This window comes from Streptomyces sp. NPDC041200 (assembly GCF_055591805.1).
Map to the genome: position 1 here is coordinate 301,076 of NZ_JBVIZF010000005.1, position 24,458 is coordinate 325,533.

21 protein-coding genes and 3 pseudogenes are annotated in these 24,458 nt (G+C 67.6%); 8 read left to right on the plus strand and 16 right to left on the minus strand.

What is annotated here, in order from left to right; all coding sequences use genetic code 11:
* Nucleotides 1-20 precede the first annotated feature (20 nt).
* Nucleotides 21-1,487, plus strand: a complete 1,467-nt coding sequence (locus ACZ6CL_RS16615; protein ID WP_468936645.1) for a class I adenylate-forming enzyme family protein — start codon at nt 21-23, stop codon at nt 1,485-1,487.
* Nucleotides 1,488-1,717: 230 nt separating this feature from the next.
* Here the strand turns inward: ACZ6CL_RS16615 and ACZ6CL_RS16620 are convergent, their stop codons facing one another.
* The 4 genes and pseudogenes from ACZ6CL_RS16620 to ACZ6CL_RS16635 form a co-directional block, all read right to left on the minus strand.
* Complete coding sequence (locus ACZ6CL_RS16620) at nt 1,718-2,122, minus strand: PIN domain-containing protein (protein WP_468936648.1); 405 nt, start codon at nt 2,120-2,122, stop codon at nt 1,718-1,720.
* A gap of 11 nt (nt 2,123-2,133) precedes the next feature.
* Complete coding sequence (locus ACZ6CL_RS16625; RefSeq protein ID WP_468936651.1) at nt 2,134-2,331, minus strand: hypothetical protein; 198 nt, start codon at nt 2,329-2,331, stop codon at nt 2,134-2,136.
* A gap of 1,110 nt (nt 2,332-3,441) precedes the next feature.
* Complete coding sequence (locus ACZ6CL_RS16630) at nt 3,442-3,939, minus strand: HNH endonuclease (RefSeq protein ID WP_468936654.1); 498 nt, start codon at nt 3,937-3,939, stop codon at nt 3,442-3,444.
* Nucleotides 3,940-4,322: 383 nt separating this feature from the next.
* A pseudogene (locus ACZ6CL_RS16635) lies at nt 4,323-5,434 on the minus strand (transposase).
* 99 nt (nt 5,435-5,533) lie between these two features.
* On the opposite strand from ACZ6CL_RS16635, the gene ACZ6CL_RS16640 reads away from it, so the two are divergent.
* Nucleotides 5,534-5,806, plus strand: coding sequence for a transposase (locus ACZ6CL_RS16640; RefSeq protein ID WP_468936656.1), 273 nt, complete (start codon nt 5,534-5,536; stop codon nt 5,804-5,806).
* Nucleotides 5,807-5,844: 38 nt separating this feature from the next.
* Here the strand turns inward: ACZ6CL_RS16640 and ACZ6CL_RS16645 are convergent, their stop codons facing one another.
* Together ACZ6CL_RS16645 and ACZ6CL_RS16650 are read right to left on the minus strand one after the other, a co-directional pair.
* Complete coding sequence (locus ACZ6CL_RS16645; protein WP_468936659.1) at nt 5,845-6,453, minus strand: TetR/AcrR family transcriptional regulator; 609 nt, start codon at nt 6,451-6,453, stop codon at nt 5,845-5,847.
* A 43-nt stretch (nt 6,454-6,496) separates the two neighbouring features.
* Nucleotides 6,497-7,762 carry an MFS transporter gene (locus ACZ6CL_RS16650; protein WP_468936661.1) on the minus strand — a complete coding sequence of 422 codons (1,266 nt, stop codon included), beginning with the start codon at nt 7,760-7,762 and terminating at the stop codon, nt 6,497-6,499.
* A 104-nt stretch (nt 7,763-7,866) separates the two neighbouring features.
* On the opposite strand from ACZ6CL_RS16650, the gene ACZ6CL_RS16655 reads away from it, so the two are divergent.
* On the plus strand, nt 7,867-9,540 hold the full coding sequence (locus ACZ6CL_RS16655; RefSeq protein WP_468936664.1) for a DUF5597 domain-containing protein: 1,674 nt from the start codon (nt 7,867-7,869) through the stop codon (nt 9,538-9,540).
* Between the two features lie 23 nt (nt 9,541-9,563).
* Here ACZ6CL_RS16655 and ACZ6CL_RS16660 read toward each other — a convergent pair whose 3' ends face one another.
* The 3 genes and pseudogenes from ACZ6CL_RS16660 to ACZ6CL_RS16670 all read right to left on the minus strand — a co-directional run bounded on the left by ACZ6CL_RS16660 (nt 9,564) and on the right by ACZ6CL_RS16670 (nt 12,264).
* Nucleotides 9,564-10,379: a tyrosine-type recombinase/integrase gene (locus tag ACZ6CL_RS16660; RefSeq protein ID WP_468936667.1), complete on the minus strand. Its 816-nt coding sequence runs from the start codon at nt 10,377-10,379 to the stop codon at nt 9,564-9,566.
* Nucleotides 10,380-10,669: 290 nt separating this feature from the next.
* Nucleotides 10,670-11,098: pseudogene (locus ACZ6CL_RS16665) on the minus strand (hypothetical protein); the annotation flags it as partial.
* A 695-nt stretch (nt 11,099-11,793) separates the two neighbouring features.
* Nucleotides 11,794-12,264: a type I CRISPR-associated protein Cas7 gene (locus ACZ6CL_RS16670; protein ID WP_468936669.1), complete on the minus strand. Its 471-nt coding sequence runs from the start codon at nt 12,262-12,264 to the stop codon at nt 11,794-11,796.
* A 28-nt stretch (nt 12,265-12,292) separates the two neighbouring features.
* Between ACZ6CL_RS16670 and ACZ6CL_RS16675 the strand changes: the two are divergent.
* Together ACZ6CL_RS16675 and ACZ6CL_RS16680 are read left to right on the plus strand one after the other, a co-directional pair.
* Nucleotides 12,293-12,451 (plus strand): annotated as a pseudogene (locus ACZ6CL_RS16675) (IS630 family transposase); the annotation flags it as partial.
* 306 nt (nt 12,452-12,757) lie between these two features.
* Complete coding sequence (locus tag ACZ6CL_RS16680; protein ID WP_468936672.1) at nt 12,758-13,393, plus strand: hypothetical protein; 636 nt, start codon at nt 12,758-12,760, stop codon at nt 13,391-13,393.
* Nucleotides 13,394-13,554: 161 nt separating this feature from the next.
* On the opposite strand, the gene ACZ6CL_RS16685 is transcribed toward ACZ6CL_RS16680, so the two are convergent.
* Nucleotides 13,555-14,766, minus strand: coding sequence for an ROK family transcriptional regulator (locus tag ACZ6CL_RS16685; protein WP_468936674.1), 1,212 nt, complete (start codon nt 14,764-14,766; stop codon nt 13,555-13,557).
* A 182-nt stretch (nt 14,767-14,948) separates the two neighbouring features.
* On the opposite strand from ACZ6CL_RS16685, the gene ACZ6CL_RS16690 reads away from it, so the two are divergent.
* Nucleotides 14,949-16,583 carry a GH39 family glycosyl hydrolase gene (locus tag ACZ6CL_RS16690; protein WP_468936677.1) on the plus strand — a complete coding sequence of 545 codons (1,635 nt, stop codon included), beginning with the start codon at nt 14,949-14,951 and terminating at the stop codon, nt 16,581-16,583.
* Nucleotides 16,584-16,604: 21 nt separating this feature from the next.
* Here ACZ6CL_RS16690 and ACZ6CL_RS16695 read toward each other — a convergent pair whose 3' ends face one another.
* Entirely contained in the window at nt 16,605-16,910 is a 306-nt protein-coding gene (locus ACZ6CL_RS16695) for a hypothetical protein (protein ID WP_468936679.1), read from the minus strand.
* A 44-nt stretch (nt 16,911-16,954) separates the two neighbouring features.
* A complete protein-coding gene (locus ACZ6CL_RS16700; protein ID WP_468936682.1) occupies nt 16,955-18,094 on the minus strand; it encodes an integrase core domain-containing protein in 1,140 nt (379 codons plus the stop codon).
* Nucleotides 18,095-18,656: 562 nt separating this feature from the next.
* Here ACZ6CL_RS16700 and ACZ6CL_RS16705 point away from each other — a divergent pair.
* Together ACZ6CL_RS16705 and ACZ6CL_RS16710 are read left to right on the plus strand one after the other, a co-directional pair.
* Nucleotides 18,657-19,412 carry an SDR family oxidoreductase gene (locus ACZ6CL_RS16705; RefSeq protein ID WP_468936684.1) on the plus strand — a complete coding sequence of 252 codons (756 nt, stop codon included), beginning with the start codon at nt 18,657-18,659 and terminating at the stop codon, nt 19,410-19,412.
* A 40-nt stretch (nt 19,413-19,452) separates the two neighbouring features.
* The gene (locus tag ACZ6CL_RS16710; RefSeq protein WP_468936686.1) at nt 19,453-20,169 is read left to right on the plus strand and encodes a TetR/AcrR family transcriptional regulator; all 717 of its coding nucleotides are present in this window, start codon (nt 19,453-19,455) and stop codon (nt 20,167-20,169) included.
* A 118-nt stretch (nt 20,170-20,287) separates the two neighbouring features.
* Here ACZ6CL_RS16710 and ACZ6CL_RS16715 read toward each other — a convergent pair whose 3' ends face one another.
* From ACZ6CL_RS16715 to ACZ6CL_RS16730, 4 genes are all read right to left on the minus strand, one after another.
* A complete protein-coding gene (locus ACZ6CL_RS16715; RefSeq protein WP_468936688.1) occupies nt 20,288-21,388 on the minus strand; it encodes a PDR/VanB family oxidoreductase in 1,101 nt (366 codons plus the stop codon).
* 23 nt (nt 21,389-21,411) lie between these two features.
* Nucleotides 21,412-22,323, minus strand: a complete 912-nt coding sequence (locus ACZ6CL_RS16720; protein WP_468936691.1) for a metal-dependent hydrolase — start codon at nt 22,321-22,323, stop codon at nt 21,412-21,414.
* Between the two features lie 74 nt (nt 22,324-22,397).
* Nucleotides 22,398-23,321, minus strand: a complete 924-nt coding sequence (locus ACZ6CL_RS16725; RefSeq protein ID WP_468936693.1) for an alpha/beta fold hydrolase — start codon at nt 23,319-23,321, stop codon at nt 22,398-22,400.
* Nucleotides 23,318-24,454, minus strand: coding sequence for an MBL fold metallo-hydrolase (locus ACZ6CL_RS16730; RefSeq protein WP_468936696.1), 1,137 nt, complete (start codon nt 24,452-24,454; stop codon nt 23,318-23,320). Before ACZ6CL_RS16730 ends, ACZ6CL_RS16725 begins: the two co-directional genes overlap by 4 nt.
* Nucleotides 24,455-24,458: the final 4 nt, after the last annotated feature.

Here is a 24,458-nt window from a genome sequence, read left to right on the forward strand (position 1 = left end):
CCACGATAGGTGACCTCACCATGAATTTCGCCTCTCTGCCCGACCGTCGCGCCGCATCCACTCCGGATGGGCCCGCGGTTGCCGACGGGCGTCAGTCGCTCACCAATGCCCAGTTCCTGACCCGTGTCCGGGCTGCTGCTCGTCACCTTCAGGACCTTGGGATCGGTACTGGCGATGTCGTGGCGCTCAAGCTGACGAACCGCGTCGAGTTCGTGCTTCTGCTGTTCGCGGCCTGGCGGCTCGGGGCGACTGTCACCCCGGTCAATCCGAGCCTGACCGAGGGTGAGGTCGCACGGCAGCTCCACGACTCGGGCGCACGCGTGCTGGTTGTCGAGGACGGCACGACCGCCGCAGGCGTCGCCACGCTGGCCGTCGACGACCTGTACGGAGAGGCGATGGGGTCGGGTCCGACGCCGCAACTGGACTCGACCGCGCCGGCACTCCTGATCTACACCAGCGGAACGACGGGCGTACCGAAGGGCGTGATGCTCGACCACTCCAACATCGACGCGATGGCGACGATGGGGTGCCAGGCGATCGAGTCCGGGTCGACCGACCGCTGCTTGCTGATCCTGCCGCTCTTCCATGTCAACGCCATCGTGATCAGCGTGCTCATGCCGCTGGTCGCAGGCGGCAGTGTCTTCATCACCGACCGGTTCGACCCCAAGACCTTCTTCGATCTCGTCGAGCGGGAGCGACCCACCTACTTCAGTGCCGTGCCCACGATCTACAACATGCTCGAGGCGCTGCCGGCCGACGTTCGACCCGACACGTCCTCGCTGCGTTACGGCACGTGCGGCGCAGCACCCGCCTCCGCCGAGTTGCCGATCCGATTCGAGGCTCGGTACGGCTTCCCCATCATCGAGGGTTACGGGCTGTCCGAAGGAACCTGCTTCTCCACCGTCAACCCCGTCGCGGGTCCGCGCCGCGCAGGCACCGTGGGGGTTGCCGTCCCGGGGCAGGAGCTCCGGATCGTCGACGAGCAGGGTAACGAGCTGGCGACCGGCATGAATGGTGAGCTCATCGTGCGCGGCCCCAACGTCATGCGTGGTTATCTCGGTCGGCCGGAAGACACGGCGAAGACGATCGTGGACGGCTGGCTGTACACAGGCGACGTAGGCCACCTGGACGCGGACGGCTACCTGACCCTGGTCGGGCGATCGAAAGACATGATCATCCGTGGTGGCGAAAACATCTACCCCAAGGAGATCGAGGACGTCCTCACGGCTGACCCGTCTGTCCTCGAGGCCGCCGTCATCGGTGTGCCTGACGACAAGTGGGGAGAGGTGGTAGTCGCCTACGTCCAGCCGCGACCTGGTATGACTGTCCACCCCGCGGCTCTGGAAGCGCTGACTGCGCAACACCTCAGCGGCTACAAGCGGCCGACGTCGTTCCTCGTGGTCGACGCCATCCCCAAGAACGCTGTCGGCAAGATCGACAAGCCCTCGTTGCGGGCCGCTCACGCCGCAGCCCTGTCATCCCATTGACCACCAGCAGATGCTCGGTCATCGAGGGCTCGCCATCTTCGAAGGCTGGGTGGCCCTGTGCTTGCCGAATACCTCATCCGTGCAGGTCACGCGGCGTGTCTGTATTCGTGGAGGATGCCGCCAAGGCGTGAGGTTTCTGGCAAGGACAAAGCCATCACCAGGGCTGACAGGGTCACTCGGCTCACCGCCACGTGCAGCACCGGCCAGCAGCCTCGGCCCGGCAGAGTCCGTTATTCGGCGCCAAGGATTCGCAGGCCGTGGTGCTCTTTGAAGTCTTCGTAGTCCTTGAGGTTCAACGTGGCGAGTGGCAGGTCGTAGGTGAGGCAGCAGGCCGCGATCCACATGTCATTGACCGGGCGTGGGCGCCCCCGCTGGATGCCGGCGGCTGACAGGCGGCCCCAGGTCGCGGCTACAGGTTCATCGCCAGGGAGGACGGGGATGTCGGAGAGCCAGTCAGCCAGTGCCTGGCGGCTGCGGGCGCCCCAGTGCCGGACTTCGGTCCACTTGGTCAGTTCCCCCAAAGTGACGAAGGTGATCAGCGGCTTGCGGCCGATCAGCCGGGTGGCCAATGGCCCACTCAGCTTGCGCTTGTGGCTCAGGGACGCGACATCGGTGTCGAGGATGACTGGTTGCATTGTGGTGGCTGTCAGGCGACGTCGCGGTGGCGCTCGGCGTGGGTGAAGGCAAGGAACTCATCCAGTTCCTGATCGGACTCGAAGGTGTCCGCCACGAGGTCGTCCAGGGAACGGATCGGCTGGGTGTTCTTGGCCGCCAGGAGCTCCTCGACGGACAGGCGAGGGCGGGCCGGGGGGTAGGCAGGAAGACCTGCGTCAGGTGTGGTCACTGTTACCTCCGCCGGTGGTGTCGTGGAATCCTGGTGGTCAGCATACGGTGTTGTGGCGAGCGTCGGCACTGGCTTCACTCCACGGTACTGACTCGTGTATACGTGCACTGCCGAGCGGGGAGGCGTGGTCGCGTTGGTCTCTGGAAGGGCGGAGTATCGCTGTTTGCTTCCCGCCGAGTGGAGGATTGTGTCAGCGACAACTTGTGCGGACGCCTGAGCCTGCCCGGTGGGGGAGCGGCGACGAGGGGCGTGTTGCGGTCTGGTGAAGCCGCGAATCGACGTGTACGGCTCTGAGTGGGTAGCTACGGTGCGCTACGGATATGTGCGGAGAGTGGTCGCACGGCTGGGGGTCAAGGGGTCGCAGGTTCAAATCCTGTCGTCCCGACCAGCGTTTTCGCAGGTCGGAGGCCGTTTCCGCGGGTAGCGGAGACGGCCTTAACCATTTCCGGGCTGGGAGCAAGTGGGAGCCCTCTGGGAGCCCTCGTGCTCCCAACTCGCAGACGTGTCAATGGTGTCCGATTCGTCCGTCACCCGATCCGGTCGATCTGCCGCGCGGTGCGGCGCCACTGTGCGCCGTCGTCAACCGTAGGCCTCTGAGATCACCCCATCGATCCGGATGCTCTCTGCATCGAGAGGCATAAGGACCCCTTGTCGGCTCCCGACCCCCTTTCGGGGTGGGAGCACGGCGTCGTGCTCCCCATGCGACAGGCGCAGAGAGGCTGTCGGTGATCCTTGTGGGCAGGTTTCCGCAGGCAGTCCGTACGTGGGGCCTTTGGCTGCCGCAGGGGCCTGCGCCAAGGGGCGGTAAAGCCCCTTGGCGTCTGCCGGCAGATAGGGCACTCCCAGGGCGTGAGCGCTGTATCCGGCTCTGGAGCTCCGTAGGAAGACTGTTTGCGGAGGCCTGGCCGGAGGAAAAAGTGTGCCAAGCGAGCGAGAATAATGTCCCCGCTGTGTGTGCGCTTGGCGTGGTGGTCGACGAGCACGGCTTACCTGCGTGCCGCTCGAGTGCGGTGCTCTTGTCGTTGATGTATCCGGCCTGGGTGGCACGGGAGGCCGGACAGCCTGGGCGGCATCTGACCCGTGGGTTGGTTTGACGGGCACTGGCGGTGCTCAGCAGGCGGTTTGGACCTGGCGCAGGAAGTGCGGCCAGTGCTCCGGTGGGTTGGCGCTGTGCCGCATGCTGCGGAGGCTGAGCTGGAGGGTTTTCCTGAGCGGGTGGGGGGAGTGCATGATCGCCTCGTTGCGCTGGGCGAGCCGGTGGAGTTCTTCGGGGGTGGGGAGCCGGTCGCTCTTCGCGCTGTTGCACGCTTGGTGTGCGGGCGCGAGGTTCCAGATGACGTCCAAGTCCGGTCCGTCCCAGCCGGATACGCCGCCGAAGCGCTGCATCAGGGAGTAGGGGAAGACATGGTCGACAGCGGTGCTGTCACCTGACGTGATGGGTTGAGCGCAGATGAGGCAGCGGCCGTGCTGGAATCCGATCAGTGCGTCGGTGACTCCGGTGACCGAGCGGCGACGGCGCTTGTCCGTGAGCTGTAGCGTCGCCCAGTCCATCGAGAACCCCTCGTCGATGAGACTGCGGCCGATGCCCGCGGCGAAGGAACTTTCCACGATGTCCCACCGAACACAGAGGCGCTCGCCTCGTTCAAGTGCCCCTCAGGGCGCGTCGCCCGTCACCAACGTGCCAGGACAGCCCACCTAGCGGCGTCGCCACGCCCTTACGCAAGACGCTGCTCAGCGATGGCCGCCGCATACTCCACAACGAGCGGGCTCGCCACAAGCACGGGGACGTGGTGTCGGCACTCTGAAGGAGCCCTGTGACGCGCGCGTATCCGGTCATCATCGTGGACGTGTCGATGCCCGTGTCCTCCTCGTCCAGGGCGTGCAGCAGCGCCTGGACGCCCCGACCGTGCAGGTCGGCGGCTGTCCGAGGTGAGGGCACCGTGCTCAAGAACATCGACGACGGTGGCCCCTGAAGGGTGTCAATATTCCGATCAGGCCGCTGAGCTGGGTGTTTCCTGCGGACGGTAAGGCGGCCGGGGTGGCGTCGGGTGGTACTCGTTGAGCAGTCCGCCGAGCACTTGGCGGCGGCTGACCGTGGCTGCGGGCAGGGGGATGACGTTCGGGTCGTCGTCTGGGGCACGTAGGTCGAGGCTGCGGTGGGCTCGTCCGGCGTTGTAGTGCTCGGCGTACTGGTCGAGGACCGTACGCAGGTGTTGTTCACCGGTGATGAGGAGTCGGTTGGTGCATTCGGCGCGGGCTGTGCGTATCCAACGTTCGGCGAACGCGTTGGACCGTGGGCTTTGTGGCGGAGTCGGGATGACGGCTGTGCCGTTGCCGGCGAAGACGGCGTCGAATGCGGCGGTGAACTTGCTGTCCCGGTCACGGATGAGGAACCGGAAGCACCCAGCCCTGTCGCCGAGGTCCATGAGCAGGTTGCGGGCGAGTTGCGTGACCCATGCACCGGTCGGGTGGGCGGTGACGCCCAGGACATGGACGCGCCGGGTGGCAATCTCCATGACGAAGAACACGTAGAGACGCTTGAGGAAGACAGTTTCCACGTGCATGAAGTCGCAGGCCAGCAGCGTGTGGGCCTGGGAGCGAAGGAAGGAGCGCCAGGTCTGCTGGGATGCGCGTTGCGGTGCGGGCGGCAGGCCGGAGCGGCGCAGGACGCGCCGGATGGTGGCGGCGGCGACCCGATGGCCAAGCGTCGCAGTTCGCCTTGGATTCTGACGTATCCCCAGGTGGGGTTCTCTCTCGCCAGGCGCTGGATGAGCGCGACTGTCTCTTCCGGTAACGGTGGCCGACCGGATCTGACCGCCGTCTGCCGCCACTTCCAGCGCACGAGACGGCGGTGCCAGGTCAGCAGGGTGCCCGGGGTGACCAGGCGATGGCGACGTAAGACGGGTGGCAGGTGCTTGGCGAGAGCGGTGAGCACGGCACGATCAGCCCATGAGAGCCGCGGCCGCTGGACCTGCCGGCGCAGCACAGCGACCTCATGACGAAGGGCAAGGATCTCGGCGTTCTTCGCGGCGGTCGAGCGGCCCACCAGGAGGAGGCAGCTCAGTAGTCGGCAGAAGATCAGGTAGAGCAGTCGCAGACCCACGATCACTGATCATGCCCATACTCGGGCGATCGCAAAGCCCCAGGTCAACCACCGTACGGCAATAACCCTTCAGGCCTGTCTGCCCACTGGAGCCGGGCGATGCGGGCCTGGGGCGCCGAACAGGACTGGCTCACTCTGGAGCGATTACCCGCCTACGCTCCCGAGCTGAACCCGGTGGAACTGCTGTGGTCCTCGCTCAAGAAGCGTGAACTCGCCAACCTCGCCGGCGACCACTTCGCCGATGTCGCCGACGCCACCGAACAAGGCATCCACCGCATCAACGCCACCCCCCGACTGCCATGGTCATTCCTCGCCCACACCGGCCTGACCATCCACCCACCACACCCACTGAACTTACGAAAAGATCAGTAAAGGTTGGGTTCCTGCAAGATCACGCTGAAGTACGGCGTTCACGGGGTTTGTGTGAGCTGAGCACGGAGGCCCTTCCTCAAGGCGGTGACGAGGTCGAAATTCGGATCGATCAGCCACTGCAGCTGCAGTCCGTCCCAGAGCGCGACGAATGCGTAGGCAGCCTCGGCAGCCTTGATGTCTGCCGGAAGGCGCCCCTGGGCAATGTCGGATCGGATGCCCGTCTCAACGAGGGCCCGGACTCGGTCATACCGTTCGACGAACCAGACATGGGCAGGATGAGAGGTGGACGACGCCTCGGCCGACATGACCGCCAGCAGTCGCAGCGACTCCGGTTTCGCGAGATTGCGCTCGGCCAGGGCGACGACTGCCTCGATAAGACCGTCGTGCAGCAAGTCCCTTTCGAAGGTTGCTCGTTCGCGGTTGTCCGCGTTCTCGAGCACCGCGATCAGCAGCTCCTCCTTTTTGGGAAAGTGATGCCGCAGGCTGGTGAAGCTCAGATCGAGGTCGCGGGCGATCTCCCTCAGTGACCCTCCGTGGTAGCCGGTGACGGCGAAGGCCCGCTCGGCGGCGTCGACGATCTCGGCCTTGCGCCGTGCAGTGTTCGCGTACGGGCCACGCCGCCCGGCTGTCGCTGCAAGGTCACCCATGATTCGAGTATAGGCACTGCGCAACGACGGCCTGCGGCGCGTTTCACCGCACGCGCCGCAGGGGCAGGAGCACCAGGGCTGACACCATCGCCAGCGCGATCGCGATGACGAAGACACTGCGGTAGCCGATGACGGTCACCACGAGACCAGAGACGATCGGTGCGAGTATCTGAGGTCCGGTGTTGGCTATGTTGAGGATCCCCATGTCCTTCGCACGGTCGTCGCTGTTGGGCAGGACCTCCGCCAAGAGTGCCTGGTCGACGGCGATGTAGATCCCGTAGGCGAACCCGCCGACGCCCAGGAATGTGTAGAACGCCGCCAGTGAATCGGACAGGGCCAGTGGCACCTCGGCCGCGGCAAAGATAAGCGAGGCGCTGATCACGATGGGCTTGCGCCTGCCCAGGCGGTCGGAGAGGGGACCGGAGAGCACCGTTGCCGCACCCGAGCTGACCGCCATGACGACGCCACCGGTGGCGATGACACGGCCCGCTTCCTCGACGCCGAGCCCGATGTAGTCGGTGAGCACAAAGAGCTGGTAGAGCAGCACACTCATGAAGGACATCAGCAGCAGGAAGCGGCCGACGAGCGCGAGAAGGAAGTCACGGTCACCCGGGGGCACGAAGCTGCGCAGCAGTGCTCGCGCGGACCCTGCCTCGCGCGGCTCGTCCCGATTGTCCGGCTCCGGGGCCAGGAGAACGAAGAGTATCGCGGTGACGGCGATCAGCCAGGGCAGCCAGCGCAGGCCCTCCCGGGGGACCGTGATGAGAGCGCCGGCCACGACGCCGCCCAGGCTCTGAGCGACCAGCTGGCCGAACCCGACGACAGCGGAGGCCTTCCCCAGGTTGCCGGGGGCCACCCGGTCCGGCAATACGGCGAACAACGGGGCGAGGACCACTGCCAGGCCGACCTGGAGGATGATCCAGAGCGCGACGAGCAAGAGGAAGTCGCTGGTGAACGACATGGCGGTGGCCGCGATGGCGAGGACGACGCCACCACTGGCGATCCACGGGTTGCGCTTGCCCAGGCGTGAACGGGTGCGATCGGACAGTGCGCCGATGACGATCGTGGCGATCATGCTCGCCAGCGAGCCGATGGTGGCGAGGGTGCCGTAAAGCGCCACTTTCCGGTCGGGATCGATCTCCGTCATGATCGCCGGGACGAGCGTGCCGGCAGCGGAGAACGGGAGCATCCAGCCCGCGTGAGCGAGGAACAGCAACGGCCCGAGCCTGCCGAGCCGGGCGGGAGCCCAACTCGGAACGTGGTCTCTCGGTGGCGTCTCCGGTTTCGCGGAAGGGGGCACTGGCGTCACTGGCCTGCTCCTTTGCAGCGCTGTGAGAGAGGGTGCGCGAGATGCTAGCCACGAAAACAGCTCAACCGCTACAGTTTCGCAGACATTCTTGACCAGGAGGCTCCGTGAATCGCGCAGTGACCACTTCGGCGATCGGCATGCGGCGGGCAGGTGGCTGCCCGCCGCCGCGGCTCGACAGATCGCACGGACCGGCCCGGCTCCTCGTCGACGGAAACCCGTTTCTCGTGCGCGGCGTCGAACTGCACAACTCCTCCCCTTCAGCACCCGGCTCGCTGGCCACGGGTCTGCGGTCCGCGACCGCTGCGAACGCCAACACCGTGCTGGCAAGCGTCACTTGGGAAGAGACCGAACCCGTGGAGGGGCGCTTCGTCCTCGACTCGGTCCGATCCGTCATCGAGGAGGCTCGGGCTGCCGGATTGCGGGTGATCCTGCTGTGGTTCGGCGTATGGAAGAACGCTTCGTCCAGCTACGCACCGGCGTGGGTGAAGCGCGACTGGGACCGGTTTCCCCGCTGTGTCCTCGACGACGGGAGCGTGACCGAAACCCTGACCCCGTTCGCACACAGCGACCTCGACCTGGCCGCGTTCCGCCGCCTGATGGAGTACATCGAGGAGATCGACGCCGAACACCGCACCGTGCTCATGGTCCAGATCGAGAACGAGGTCGGACTGCTCGGCGCCTCTCGCGACCGGTCCCGGGAGGCGCAGAAGGCCTTCGCTCAGCCCGTCCCCGAGAACCTCCGCAATGTTGTGCTGTCCTCGCAGGACGCGGCCACCGCACCCGCGGACCTGTGCTGGAGCGACCTGCCAGGCGATCCCTCAGCACGCGACGAGGCGTTCATGGCCTGGGCATTCGCGAGCCACATCGAGAAGCTGGCGCGGGCGGGCCGGGCTGTCTCCCCCGTACCCTTCTTCACCAACGCCTGGCTGGACAGCGAGATCGACCTCGACATCCCGGGCTTCGCTGTCGCCGGGGGCCAGGTCCCGGGCACCTATCCCAGCGGAGGGCCGCTCCCGCGCGTGGCCGGCGTCTGGCGAACGACCGCGCCCACGGTCGATCTGTTCGCCCCCGACTTCTACTTCGGCCACCCCGACACGGTCTTCGGCGACTTCCTGACCATGTCGGACGGTCTGTTCATACCCGAGATGCGCCGTGACGCAGCGGGTGTCGGGCATGGGCTACTCGCGATCGGCGAGTACCACGCCCTGGGTGTCTCCCCGTTCGGCACGGACTCGGCCGACCTCCCCGAGCTCGCCGCACTTTCCGACGTCTACGACCTGATCCACCAGGCCGAGTCCGCGCTGACCCGCGCTGACGGCGCACCAGCCGTCACCAGAGGTTTCCACCTCGACGACACTACTCCGCGCGTCGAGCTGACCATTGGCCAGATCGTCCTGACGGTGACCCGGTCGGCCCCCATCGGTATCGACCCCGCGGGCACACACGGTTACGGCATCATCGTGGCGGAAGAGGAGGACGTCCTTCTCGCGGTCGGCCGAGGTTTCCGCATCCGCTTCACGACCACGGATCCAGGATGGCAGATCGGTCTCGAATCCGTCACCGAGGGGCGCTACGGTCCGGAGGGCTGGACAGCGGAGCGCCGCCTCAACGGCGACGAGACTGCGGGAGGTACCGCCTGGCTGCATCCGCAGTCCGGGCAAGCCTCCGCCAGCCCATTCCCCATCCCCGCCCATAGTGACCACTCGGGGATCTCTCGCTGCCGAATCTATCGCTTCCCCTCTCGAGTCCCCTCTCCAGAGGCAACCACTCTGGACTGACTGCCCGGCCGCCGGCGTGGGGGTCAAGGGGTCGCAGGTTCAAATCCTGTCGTCCCGACCAGCGTTTTCGCAGGTCGGAGGCCGTTTCCGCGGGTAGCGGAGGCGGCCTTTTTCCGTGTGTTTCGGCGTGGTGGTCGCATGGTGGTCGCATGCGTTCCCTGGGGCTGGGACGCGGAGGGTGAAGTGGGTGCCAGGGTGGGGGAGTAGAGCGCTTTGAACGGGCTGTGGTGCTGGTTGGTGTGGTCGCGGTGTGGTCGCAGCCAGGCGGGCCAGTGTGGATGACGGCTGCTGCGGGCGTCGGCTTGGGTGAGGGTGGTGTCGATGGCGTTGACGGCGTCGCGTGCGGCTTGGTGGGTGAGGTGGCTGTAGATGTTGGCGGTGGTGGAGAGGGTGGAGTGGCGCAGGGTCTTGGAGACGATGGTGAGGGGGATGCCTGCGGTAAGGGTGAGGGTGGCGGCGAGGTGACGCAGGTCGTGCAGGGTGATGCGTGGGACTCCAGCTTCTTTGGCGCGTTTGCGGAATCGGTCCAGGACGGTCTGGGGCCGGAGCGGTTGTCCGTCGGGTCGGCAGAAGACCAGACCGGTGAACACGCCTGACGGGTCGCCGGCATGGATGCGAGTAGTTGCCGCATGGTGTTCGAGGGCTTTGATGACGCGGGGTGAGAGGGCGACCCAGTTTTTGCTGGCGCGGGTTTTGGGCGCGGTGATGACCAGGCGGGTGTTGTTGACGGCGAGAGGGCGTAGCGGACGTAGAGCACCTGCTCCGGAAGATGGACGTCGGCCCAGTGCAGGCCGAGCGCTTCTCCTTTGCGCATGCCGGTACCGATGAGGAGTTCGCACAGGTCGGCGATGAGCGGGTCGGCGTCGTGGCAGTAATCCAGGAAGCGGACCGCTTCCTGGGGTGTCCAGACGCGTCGTTCGGGTGCGGCGGGGCGGGAGATGACAGCGGGCCGTGCGGGGTTGTGAGCCAGGCGGTGTTGCCGAACGGCGTCGCCCAGGGCGCTGGACAGGGTCGCCAGACAGCGGTGGACCGTGACCGGGCCGCGGCCGGACTCCAGTTGGGTGTGGGCGTATGCGGCGATGTGACGGTGACCGAGCTCGTCCAGCTTGAGTGCACCGAGCGCGGGGATCAGGTCGTGGGTGACATAGTCGCGGTACCGGGCCACGGTCGTCGGCTTGAGTACGTACGCCTTCGCCTCCAGCCAGGTGGTCAAATAGTCGGCGACGGTCTGGTTGGGGTCGGCGGTGAACCCGCCGGCTTCGCCTTCGAGCATGCGCCGTAGAGCGGACCGGGCGGCGTCCTGGGTAGGGAAGCCGCCGCGACGGATGGTGGTGCGGTGGTGGTCGGGGGAGGGGAGGTCGACGGCGAAGGCCCAACTCCCGTGGTCACTGTCGGTGGTCAGTCGCAGGCAGTGGGTCCCGAGCTGATGGCGGTGGGCGTCGCGGCAGCCGCAACGGCGGTAGACGCGTCCACGGTCGGCGGAGAAGCGCATGGTGATCGCCTCCTGGGAGTGGTCCGAGGTGCCGACACCCCCAGTCTCCGCCCAGGGACACACCATGCGACCACCTCATGCCCTACAGGGGGCTGACCTGGAGATTCCCCTTGTCGTGGCGACAAGTGCGGAGATCTGCCGCAGGTGTAGTGAGCGGGAAATAGTGTGCCAAGCGCGCCAAAGTCCGGCCAGTCGGTGAGTAGACGCTCCTGCTACAAGCCGCAGCCTGTTCGGCCTCGGCGACCATGCGCACCGAGACCAAGTCGCGCCGTGCGCTGAGAGGCCACGACGTCAGGCTGTCATCGGCAGGGTGGCGCTCGGCTCGGGCGTGGGACCGGATGGCGGTGAACTGGCCCGCAGATGGCCTTGATCATGAGAACCGACGATTGATCGACGTGGTGACTCGGCTAGCGCCGCGAGCGGTCTCAAAGAGGATCTGTATCCCCCTGCGGGGTATCTATCCGCTGCACGCTCTCTGGGTGTCCTCGCACACGAATACCCCCGCCTCCGGGAAGGAGAGATGTATTGCGCTCCTCGGCGACCACCAAGGGTCCCTTGGTGGTGGCGATGGTGGGCCGGACGCGGTTGCGATTCCCGGCCGCCCCGGAGGGCGACCACCACCCCAGGATAGCCCGACCGAGGCGGGCACCCCGTGGGTGTTGCGCCCCCGGCCGCTGCAGAGGGCAACCGCCACACGACGCGATCGTGTACTGCCGGGACCAGTACGACCAGTTGCGATCCTCGACTGTCCCGGAAGGCGTTCAGTCGATGAGCCGGGTCAGGGTCACCCCGGCGGGCACGCTGTCTTCGTCGATGGTGATGCGGTTGGCGTAGTCGTCCCAGGAGCGTGCCTCGCTGTGGCCGAGCTGCTTGATGCGGATCAGGTCGAAGAGCTTGTGGGCGGGGGCTCGTCCGTAGGCGTCGTCGTGGGAGAAGACGTACAGGCCGCGGATGGCCATTTCGCCGCGGGAGGATGCCCGGTCGTGGTCGAACATCATGGTCAGGGCCTGCCAGTAGGCGGCGAGGTCTTCCGGGGTGACTTTGGCCTTGGCGCCGAGGGCTCCGGAGTAGAAGCCGTGGCCGCGGTAGAGCCCGTAGGGGACGTAGCGTTTGTTGCCCATCTCGGTGACCTTGCCCTTGGCCAGGTCCTCGGGCTTGTTCGGGGTGACACGGGTGATGCCGGCCTCGAGCGGGCTGATGGGGTCGATGGAGCGGGAGAAGGTGAGCTGCATGGGTCCGGGGGCCCTTCCCGCGTGCTACTTCGCCGCCGCAGACCTCGCCCACCTGACCCGCGTCATCAAACGGAAACTGAAGAAGATCCAGTACAGGCCCCATCTGGTCGACGGCTGCCTCCCGCCCACCGGCCTGATCATGGATCACCACCCGCTCAGACAGCCGGACATCACGACTTCAACCTGAGTAACCGCGGGCATCCTTCCGAAGCGCGACGAAAACCTCGCCCTCCTCACGAACTGGCTTGCACGGACCCTTACCGGCATCCCTTCCCACCACGTCACACTCATCCGCCCATTCGCCGAATGGCACGTAATCCGCGATGCCCGACGGCGCTCCGCACGGGGCCGCTACTCCTTCAACGCTTACAAGGGCGACTGCGGCAACATCCGCGCCGCCATCCAGTTCCTGGCCTGGCTGGACACCCGCCGGCTGACGCTTGCAACGCTCGAACAGGGCCACCTCGACACCTGGTCGATCAACAGGCCCGGGGTGCGCACCCGCTCCATCCCCTTCATCCGCTGGGCAACCGCGCGACGTCTGATCGCCGACCTGATCACCGACCACCCATCCAGCCAGCTCCCGGGCTCTTTCCAAGTGGAGGACGTCCACCAGGAGGAACTCCGCCGATGCTTCAACGACACCTCGCTTCCCCTGGAGGTGCGCATCACCGGCGCCCTGATCCGTCTCTACGCCCTCCCCCTCACCCGGATCGTCGAACTCACCGCAGACCAATTCCATCGCGCTGACGACGAGAACGCTTACCTGACGATCAACCGGCACCCGGTGGTGCTCCCACCGAAACTGGCCCGCCTCATCGAAGTCCGCCTCCGCGAAACCACCACACTGCATCGACAACCACAGGACACGGAGAGGTTCCTCCTCCCCGGGCAGATCCCTGGTCGGCCCCGCAATCCTGTGAGCCTCGGAGACACGATGAAGCGCCACAGCCTGCCGGCCCGGGCAGCGCGCAACACCGCCATGATGGAAGCGCTCACCGACCTTCCACCCATCGTTATCTCAGATCTCGTCGGCATCAGCCCCGTCACTGCCGCCCGCTGGGCCAGGCTCGCGGGCGACAACTGGTCCGACTACCTCGCCACCCGCCAGCCAGCCCAAAGGGGGTGAACCGCGCATCACGTCGCTCCGTGAAGCAACCGGCATGGCAGCGCTTCCTCGGTCACCTCGTGATCTTCATCTGCCTGCACCCAGTACAGGCGGGCCTCCGGAGTCCGGGTGACGGCTGGCCCGGTTGCCGGGCCTGTGCCACTTCCCGCTGGGGGCCGGCGCTACGGGAGCATGAGCCCGCGGGCGGCCGCATTCGTGGTTCGTGCCAGGTGCGCGGCTCCGAGGAGCTCGGCGTCGTCGGCGAGCCGGCCGAGGGTGAGGGTCAGTGCGCGGTAGGCGCCGGCGGGCATGTGTCTGCGCAGCCCGTCGTGGAGACCCTCGATGACGGGAGCGGCGGCGGGTCCGAGCGTGCCGTCCACGACGATCATCTCGGGGTTGAGCATCACGCAGGCGGGGGCGAGGTGACTTCCGACGAGGCGGCCGAAGTCGTCAAGGACACGGCGGACGGTCGCCTCGCCCTGTGCGGCGAGCCCGAGGACGTCGTAGATGCTCACGTCGGGGCCGAACAGCGGGCGGGCGGCTTCGAGGAGGTGATCGGTGGTGGCGACCACACCGAGGCATCCGCGGGCACCGCAGCGGCACATGGGGCCGACGGAGTCGACGTGGAGATGGGACAGTTCGCCGGCCAGGCCGTTCGCTCCGCGCACGAGCTGCCCGTTGACGATGAGCCCCGCGCCCATTCCGGTGACCAGATGCAGGTGGATCACGTGCCGACGCCCTCGTGCCGCGCCGAACGCCAGCTCGCCGAGGGCGGCGAGGTTGCACACGTTGTCGACGCTCGCGGGTACGCCGAAGGCCCTGGTCAGATCCGGTGCCACATCCCTGAACAGCCACGCGGACATGGGCGGGCGGTCCGCGGGTACCGGGTCGGATGCCGGCGCGAGCATCGACAGTCCGGCCCCCTGCCGGTAGGGCACCGGCAGACCGAGCACCACGCCACTCATGGGCGCCGTACTGCGTGCGTCGTCGCGGGCCCTGGCCAGCAATCGGACGGATTCGGCGACGATGTCGGGGCACTGCATCCAGTCGTACGGCGTCTCGACCCGCCCGAGCACCTGGCCTTCGGTGGACACGAGCCCGGCGCGGGCGACGCGGTGCGTGATGACGACCGCGCCGACGAGGGAGGCGTGCCTGGCCAGCCGTAGCCTGGCGGCGGGGCGGCCTCGCCCGCGCGCCTCCTTTGCCGCAGGGCCGGGTGCCTCCTGAAGCAGTCCGCGCGCCAGGAGCCGGGCCGTTGCCCCGACGACAGTGGAGAGCGGCAGTTGTGCGAGCCGGGCGAGCTGGGAGCGGGTGAGAGCCTCGTGCTGGCCGAGCAGCTCGACGACACTCCGCTCGGCACCGCGTGGGCCCGCCGGGCCGTGATTCACCGTCACGGTCGCACCGTATGGCTTTACAGCCGATTCCGCGAATATTAATCCGAACCGCAATGGCCGACTCGTTGTATCGGAGCCCCGGGGAGACGTCTACTTTTCCTCCGTGTGACCACGCGCCGCCAAAGACCCGGTGAACAGTGCGAGCCCGCCTGTCCGTTCCCCCGTGCACGTCGAGGAGAGCCATGACCGAACCCCACGCCCGCTCAACTGGGCCCACGCGGCGCCAGATCCTCCTCACCGGTGCGGCCGCGGCCGGTACGGCCCTGGGCTCGGAACTGCTCGACGCCGGCCCCGCGGCGGCGGCCGACACCTCGTCCACCGCCGCTTCGGCCGCCGTGGACCTCACGCGGCCGACGTCGCCGTTCCCTCACGTGTGGGAGCGCGTCGTCAGCGGTGACTGGGCCAAGCAGGCGCTGAGACGCGACTACCAGGACCAGCTGTTCGACTGCCACGACGAGCTGGGCTTCGAGTCACTCCGCTTCCACGGTGTCCTCAACACTTCGATGAGCACCTACTTCCCGACCGTGAACGGACGGCCGAGGAATCCGGCGTTCTCGAACGACGACTACTCGTTCTTCAACGTCGACCAGATCTACGACGCTCTCGTGGATCGCGGCATGCACCCGTTCGTCGAGCTGAGTAGCATGCCTGCCAGTCTTCAGGCGTCCGCCCCGCCGTTCAGCCTCATGCTGTACGACTTCAACCAGATGGAGCCGAAGGACTACGCGCTCTGGGGCAAGGTCGTCGGCGACTTCGCGCGGCACATGGTGGACCGGTACGGCCTCCGTGAGGTCCGCAAGTGGCCGTTCGAGGTGTGGAACGAGCCGAACCTGTCCGTGTTCTTCAACGGGGACCAGCAAGCCTATTTCAGGCTCTACCAGTACGCCGCGGAGGCCATCAAGAACGTCGACGCGAGCCTCCGGGTCGGTGGCCCGGCCACCTCGGCCGGACAGCTGAGCTTCGGGCCGCCCCGTTCGCCGGGTGTGCGGTACTACCGGGAGTTCATGCAGTGGGCCACCGCCAAGGATGTCCCGGTCGACTTCGGTAGCGCCCACGGCTACGAGAGCGACACGGGAACGGGGCCCCAGGGCCCGGCGTCGTTCTTCAAGCAGAACCGCGCCGACACGCCGTCCGGCCTTCCGCTCTACATCTCCGAGACCAATGTCACCTCCGACATCGGAAACCCCGTCCTGGACCGGTCCGACGCGGCGGCGAGCTTCCTGCGCACGATCGCCGAGACCGTCGGAGTCGTCGACGCGCTGGCCTACTGGTCGTTCACCGACATCTACGAGGAGATGGGTCAGGCCGACAAGCCGTTCCACGGTGGGTTCGGTCTGCGGACCATCCACGGCGTCAAGAAGCCCGCCTACCGCCTGCTGCAGATCCTGCACACGGTGGGCGAGCACCGCGTGCCACTGACCCTGGCGGGCGCCCCGGACACGGTGGGCGGGCTCGCGGTCACCGGCGGCGTGCGCGGCGGTGTCGACGTCCTGCTGTACAACCACGCCCTCGCCACCGGCGACGGCAGCGCCTCCGTCCCGGCGCGGCCCGCGACCCTCACCGTCACCCTGCGCGGCGTGCGGGCCGGGGCCCGGGCACGAGTCCGGCGGATCGACGAGGACCACACCAACCCCTACCGGGAGTGGGTGGAGCTCGGCTCGCCGGAGTATCCGACCCGTCGGCAGCTGCACGACATCGAGAAAGCGAGCGAGGTCGAGGACCGGCCCCTGGAGCTCAAGTCCGACCGCGGGACCGGTGTCGCCCGGTTCACCCTCACCCTGCCCCCCGAAGGCGTCGCCGCGGTCCACGTCGGCTGACGCTCCTCGTCCGCGCGTCGATCAGGGGTAGAACACTTCTTGGCCGTTGACAAAGACCCGTCGGAAGGTCAGTGCGTCGGTGTAGGCGATGCTGTCGGGGTTGAGAATGCCGGTGAACGTGGAGCGGGAGAGGCGGACGCCCCGCAACTGGTCGGCCTCCAGGCCGACCAGTTGCAGCACGGCGCGGGCGCCGTCGATCTCCATGCGGTTCATGGTGATGTTCCGCACGGACACCGGCAGTGTCCCGCCCTCGCCACCGTTGTAGTTCATGTTCACGAACGCGATGTCGCGCTCCACGCCCTGCCCGGTGAAGTTCCGGATGTGCACGCCGTCGATGTAGCCTGTGCCGTTCAGAAACCCATCGCGGCTGGTTAGGCCGCATATCTGTACTCGTTGATCAGGCCGCCAAGGTGTGCCGCTCGAAAAGTCATCGCTGCATGTCTGTACTCGTTGATGAGGCCGCCGAGGATCCGGGTGCGCAGGACTTTGCCGGTGCTGAGGCCAGGCGTCGCGGCGGGTTGTTCGTGGGCGTCGGGGGGTAGCTGGTTGCGGGCCTGGTGGGGTCGGTGTTCGTTGTAGTGCCGCTCGTAGGCCGCGAGGATGTGGCGGGCGTGGGCCTCGTTCATGATGAGGATGTGGTCGAGGGCTTCGCGTCGGATGCTGCCCATGATGCGTTCGCAGTGCGCGTTCATACGGGGAGCCTGTGGCGCACTGTTGAGGATCTCCATCTCCTCGGCCTGGAAGACGGCGTCGAACACCTCGCCGTACTTGCCATCGCGGTCGCGTAACAAGAAGTGCAGGGTCTCGATGCGTATGCCCAGGTCGGCGGTGAGATTCCGCGCCTGCTGCACCGCCCAGTGCCGGGTCGGGTGGGCGGTGACCCCGGTGGTGTGCAGCCGCCGGGTGCCGTGCTCGAGGAACGCCAGCGCGTACAACCGCCTGCCGAGGGCGGTGTCGATGTGGAAGAAGTCTGCCGCGATGATGCCCTCGGCTTGCGCGGTCAGGAACTCGCGCCAGGTGGGGCCTGAGCGACGTGGCGCGGGGCCGATGCCGGCCGCGTTGAGGATCTCCCACACCGTCGAGGCGGTGATCCGATACCCGAGTCGGGTCAACTCCCCTTGGATCCGCCGGTGTCCCCACCTCGGGTTCTCCCTGGCCAGCCGTAGGACGAGCTGCTTGATCTCTGTCCGGGTGGGTGGGCGTCCGGTACGTCGGCGCGCGGTGTAATCCCACTTCGCGGCGATGAACCTGCGATGCCAGGCCAGCAGAGTGCCGGGGGCGACAGGGAAGACCTCGCGCCAGTGGCGTCGGGGTATGAGTCCGGACAGGGCGGCGAACCAGAACCGGTCGGCAGGCTCATAGCAGACCGGCCCGGCCAACTGGCGACGCAGGACCGCGTTCTCGTGCCGCAGCACCAGCAGTTCCGCGTCCTTCGCCGTCCCGCGACGGAGGAGAACTGATGGAACGCTCAGCAGCTTCCGGGTCACGTTGTACAGCAAGGACACGATCACGGAGACATGATCCCAGCAGACTGACGCACCCCGCTCACCTGCGGCGATGACTTTTCGAGCGGCACAGGGTTACGGATGGGCACGGCGAGGCAGTCCCGGTCCGGGCACAGCTCGCCGAGCTGGTGGGGGACCCCTTTGTCGGGGACAGTGATGAGTTCGTGCCGGGATCGGTGACCGTCAGGTGCCCACCGGCGTAGGCGGCCAGATGGACGCCCCAGCGGACCTGTTGCCGCAAGGCCGTCACCACTGCACGTGCGACGGTGCACGTCTGTGATCGCTCTGGGAGGTGGCTTGCGGAAGCCGGGGATCGCACGGCGGAGGCCATCCCGGACGGCGGCTGCGGACCGACGACCTGGTACGCGAGGACGAGGACGGCTACCTCTTCGTCGTCGACCGCAAGAAGGACATGATTCTTGAGTCGGTGCGGGTCACCTTCTCCGGCGTTGTCGAGCCACTCCAGGCAAAAGGTAAGTGGATCGACTTGCCATCAGGGTGGTGCGGGAGTTAGCTTCACAAGGTGAGTCCATTGACTTACCTAACGACTCGGCAAGGAACAATGAACATGAATCGTCTTGCGGGCAAGCGCGCCCTCATCACCGGCGGCACGAGCGGGATCGGTCTGGCGACCGCGCAGCGCTTCATCGCGGAGGGGGCCGACGTGCTGGTCACCGGCGTAACCCCGGCCAGCATCGACAAGGCGCGGCAGATCCTCGGGGACGAGGTGCCGGTGGTGCGGGCCGACGCACGCGATCTCGATGCACAGCGCGGCCTGGCCAAGCAGGTGCGTGAGCACTTCGGGGAGCTGGACGTGGCGTTCCTGAACGCCGGCGTCTCGGACTGGCGGCCGTTCGAGGACCACACGGAGGACAGCTACGACCGGCTCTTCGACATCAACGTCAAGAGCGTCTTCTTCCTCACTCAGGCCCTGGTGCCCGTGCTGGCCAACCCGTCCTCGGTCATCCTCAACGCGTCCGCCAGCGTGCACGGCGGCTACGGGCAGTCGAACGCCTACGCCGCCACGAAGGCGGCTCTCAGCTCCCTGATGCGGTCGTGGAACGCGGACCTGCTCACATCGCGCGGCATCCGGTTCAACGCGGTCAGCCCCGGCCCGGTGGACACCCCGCTGTACTCCAAGCTCGGGATCGAGGACCCCGCGCAGCAGGCGGCGGTCCTGGAGGCGATCAGCTCCGCCATCCCGCTGGGCCGCATGGGTCTGCCCGAGGAGGTCGCGGAAGCCGTCGTGTACCTGGCCTCCGATGTCTCCGCCTTCGCCGTGGGCCAGGACCTTATCCTGGACGGAGGCCAGACCGTCCTCTGACAGCGAGGACGCGGCCGGGAGACGGGCGAGGGGCGTAGGTATGTCGGTGGAGGACCGAGCGGCAACCGATGGCGACACGTGCCAGACCGGGTATCACGCGCAGATCAAAGAGGAGAACCGCGCGCGCATCATCCGCGCCGCCCGTGACCTCTTCCTCGCCCGGGGATACGACAAGACCTCCCTCGCCCAGATCGCCAGGGAGGCCCGCGTCTCCACCGGCACCCTCTTCAAGCGGTACCCGTCCAAGGCCGCGCTGTTCGCGGCCGTCACCTCCGAACAGTGGCAGCTGGACGTGGAGTACGCCGCACCGCCCCCACCCGGTGATCCCCGATACGGTCTGGACCACATCGGCCGCGACTACGCCTGCCTGGTCTCGCGGCCCGGCACGGCGGCGCTGTGCCGCCTCATCATCACCGAACTACCCCAGATGCCGGAACTAGCCGACATCGTCGGCACCGGCTTCGCCATCGACCGCGGACCCTTCTTCGACCGGCTCCGCGACTACCTGGACGCCGAAGCACAGGCCGGCACACTCGACTTCCGTTCGGCCGACGGACAGCCGCAGTCGGCATCCGCGGTGGCCGAACAGTTCCTCGGCATGATCTGCAGCCAGTTCCTGTGGCCCCAACTCGTACGGACCGACTTCGTCCCGCCCAACCCCACCGACACCGCGATCGTGGACGAAGCCGTCGCCCTCATGCTCAACCGCTACAGCACCCCCGGCGTTGCGCTCGGTGGCGCGAGCATCGACAAGTGATCGACGAAATCCTCCAGCGCGCGCGAACCCGGGGGCCCCTTCGACGTCCTGGACTCCCCACGCTGCCGCTTCGGTTCCTCGCGAAGACGGCCGCGCTCTACGAGCGCTCGGCCATCGCTCAGACCTCCAGCACCAACCGCTCTCCTTCCGGTGCACGCGAGACGCAGGGCAGCATGGCGCCCTCCGCACGTTCGGTGGCCGTGAGCCGACGGTCACGATGATCGACACGGCCATGCGCCACCCGTACCCGGCAGGTGCCGCAAAACCCCTGACGGCAGGAGAACGGCATGTCCGGCAGGGCATCGTGGAGAACATCCAGGGCGGAGCGGTCGTACGGCACCGGCAGAACCCGTCCGGGGTCGCCCAGCTGAACTTCGAAGGGACGGCCGTCCGTGATCGGGGCCGGGGCGAAACGCTCGAAGTGCAGGGCTGACGCGCGGCTACCACCGAACGCGCGCCGAACTCCGTCGATCATGGGCGCGGGCCCGCAGCAGTACACCGCACCCGCCGCCGGGCTCAAGCTCAAGAGATCGGCTGCTTCGGGAACGCCGGACTCGTCGTCAGGACGGATGGAGACCCGGCCGGGGGCTGCGGCTGCGAGTTCGGCCAGCTCTGCCGCGAAGGGCATCGAGCCGCGGCTGCGGCCGGTGTGCACGAGCCTCCAGTCCAGCCCGCGTCGGGCGGCTTCCCGAGCCATGGGCAGGAGCGGGGTGATTCCGATGCCGCCCGCGATGAGCAGGATGAACGCTTCGGCGGCGAAGGGGAAGGCGTTCCGGGGCCCGGTGATGGCGACCCGCATACCGTCTCCGAGGGCGTCGTGTACCTCGGCCGAACCGCCTCCGCCGTTGGCGATGCGGCGCACCGCGATGCGGTACCGGTACCGGTCGGCAGGGTCGCCGCACAGAGAGTACTGCCGCTTGCGGCCGGAGGGCAGGTGCAGTCCGATGTGGGCGCCGGGCTGCCAGGGCGGGAGTATTCCCCCGTCAGGTGCTGCCAGCTGCAGGGAGACGACATCCTCCGCCTCTTGGCGCTTGGCGGCGACCACCAGTTCCCGGATCACGGGCACCTCGGTGGCCGGCGGGCGCCCAGGAGGAGTGCCGCGCCGCGCGAGGCCCCTGACCGCGTTGTCGCTGAAAGCCGCCAGCTTCCGCATGAAGGAGTCGCTGCGCGGTCTGCCGTACAGGTCCGGCGGCCGGGTGACGGGTGTGCTGATGTTCATGGGATGCCTCACTGGTTGCTGGGTCATCGGGCAGCCGCTCGGGCTGCAGGGGACGCCGCCAGGTAGGCGACCGCCTGCTGAGTCGAGCCCTCCTGGGTCGGGTGGTAGCCGGGGCGGAAGTAGCGCAGCACCGAGCGGGCGAACGCGCCTGGCCTGGGCAACAGGTCCTTGCGGGCCGCGGCCTGGTAGTCGCGGAAGCGGACCTTGACCCGATCGTCGAGTTCGGGGTCGGCGCTCATCAGGAAGCGGACTCCGCGGATCCACAGCCGGGTCAGTACCGGAGCGGTGACGAGCATGCCGACCACGCGGCGCCGGTACCGGGGATCGAGGTGCACCAGCAGGTCGAACGCGACCGAACGGTGTTCGACCTCCTCCGCGCCGTGCCAGCGGAACAGATCGAGCATCGTGGCGTCCGCGCCGGCTTGGTCCAGGTGCCCGTTGTTGAGAATCCAGTGACCCATGTACGCGGTGAAGTGCTCGAAGGCTGCTATGAGGGCGAGCCGTTGGAGGAGGTGCGCGTGTGTGGCGGCCGGCGTCAGCTCCGGCCGGTCTCCGAGCACCCTTCGGAAGATCCATTCGGACTGCAGGGTGTACGGAGCCGGGTCCAGTCCCTTGGTGAGCAGGTGCTCCAGGACCTCTTGGTGCGCCTCGGCGTGCATCGCTTCCTGGCCGATGAAGCCGCGTACGTCCTCGCGCAGCCTGTCGTCGGTGATCAGCGGCAGTGCCTGCTCGAAGGTGCGCACGAACCAGCGTTCGAGTTCGGGGAGCATGAGGTGGAGCACGTCGATGGTGTGGGTCGCGAAGGGCTCACCCGGCAGCCATTGCAGCGGGGTGGTGCTCCAGTCGAAGGTGACGTCCCGGGGGTGCAGCACCAGGTCGTGGTGGTCGATGGGCTCGGACGGACGCTCCCAGTGGGCATGTGCGGCTCGGAACATGACAGGTTCCTCCTCCGTCAGCGATGGGTGTGTGGGAATGGGCGGTCAGGCAGTCGTCCAGTACTGCTGGTCTGTCAGTTCGGGTGTGCGGTGTGGTCCGGACTGCGGCGGGAGCCGTCTTCGATGCGGTGGGCGAATTCCGCGATCCGGGACGCGATCTCCTCGGGGTGGCTGAGCTGTACCCAGTGCCCGGCGTCGATCGGGCGCCGTTGTATCTGGCGCGTCCAGTGCTCCACTCCGTACGACAGCACCGGCGTGACGCAGAAGTCGCGCGTGGGGATGATGAGCTGAACCGGGACGGTGGTCGGCCGGTCCCGGGGACGCAGCAGGCGGGGGAACATGTTGGCGCGGTAGAGCGCGGTGCCGGACACGGCGTCGCGGGCCAGCGTCGGCGCGGGGTAGGGGGTGTCTCCGGGCACGCCTTGGGAGCCGGTGAGGAAGGCGTGCCAGCGGTGTCCGAGTGCCCTCCAGGTCAGGGCGGGCAGGAGCGGAAGGTGGAAGTAGGCGACGTACCAGGACCGTGCGGCCTGCCGCAGCATTTTCGGCAGATCCGGATGCCGCGGCCGAAGGCGGGCACGGATCAAGTGTCCAACGTGGTCCAGGCAGGGTCCGGAGATGGAGGTGAACGAGGCGATCCGCCCGGCCAGGCGGGTGCCGGTGACCGACTCCCAGGAGTGGATCGATCCCCAGTCGTGTCCGACCAGGTGCACCGGACGGTCGGGGCTCACCGCGTCGAGAACCGCCTCCAGGTCGGCTTCCAGGCGGGACATCCGGTAGGCGCGCAGACCCCTGGGCCGGTGGGAGGCACCGGCTCCCCGCACGTCGAAAGCGGTGACGTGGAAGCGGTCGGCAAGGCGCTCGGCGACCGGGCGCCACACGGCGCTGCTGTCCGGATAGCCGTGGACCAGCACCACCGCAGGAGCCGTGGACGCTCCCCATTGGTAGGCGGCCAACTCCACGCCGTTCGTGGCGATCCGGCGGGCGGTCGGGCCGGTCATCGGCCACCACCGGCAGGGGTCAGTTCGCCGTAGTTCAGACCGCCGTGGACGAAGCTGGGCAGCACCGGCCAGTGCCGCTTGAAGGGAGCCAGCTCCGAGGAGGGCAGGATCTGCAACCAGCGTGGATCGCGTCGGCTGGGGTCGGCGAGGGTCTTCTCCTTGACCATGGAGTCGTACTGGTCGAGAGAGTCCTCCAGGGTGTTGGCGTTGGGCACCACCTCATGGCCGTAAAACGCGGCGTGGCGGCGCACCCCGGGGATGCGGGAGAGCTCGGGCTGCCAGTTGTCGGCCGAAATGCCGTTCTCGGAGGAGACCCACACCCCATCGGGGGTGTTCAGCACCAGGGAGTGGTTGCCGTCCGTATGGCCGGGGGTCCACAGCAGGCTGACGCCGCCGCCGAGTTCGACATCGCCGTCGAAGGCGGTGACGCGCTCGGGCGGTACCCCGTCCATGCCTCCGTCGACGTACCAGGCCCACTGCATCGGATGCGTCGATGCGAAAGTACTTAGCTCCCTGCGGTGCACCAGCAACCGGGCGCGCGGGAACAGCGCTTCACGGGGCGCCCGTTCACCGGGAATCGTGCTGGTACTTCCCATGATCATGCGCACGTCCTGGACGTGCAGGTGGTCGAAGCTGACGAAGTCCACGTCCTCGGGTCGCAGACCGCAGGAGGGCAGGACGGTGTCCGGGTCCTGGTAGTAGCGGGCGAAGACGTGCTCGGTGAGAAAGTCCCCCGCCAGACGCTTGAGCTGGGCGTAGAACGGCGCTTGAGCCGTTCCGGCGGCGACGGTCGGCTCCCACACCAGTGTTTTCAGCTCACCGTCGAAGCCGTCGAACTGCACGACGAGCATTCGGTTGACGATGCTCACGAACGGGTTGACGGCGAGCGCGGCACCGTGGAAGCCGAACCGGGTCGGGTACGGGGCGGCGGCAATGTCGAAACTGCGGACGGCGTGGATGCGGCCCTGCTGGACGAACCGCTCACGGTAGGCGGCCGCGGCGCGGCGCACGGCGCGCAGCCGTTCACCGCGGGGCCATGCGTCGTGGACACCTTCGAATTCGGGGATGGGACGCGGAGCGGTGGCGTCCTGGGCCTTCTCCGCGCCGGGCGCCGGCTTGGGCGTGGTGGTCACGGGC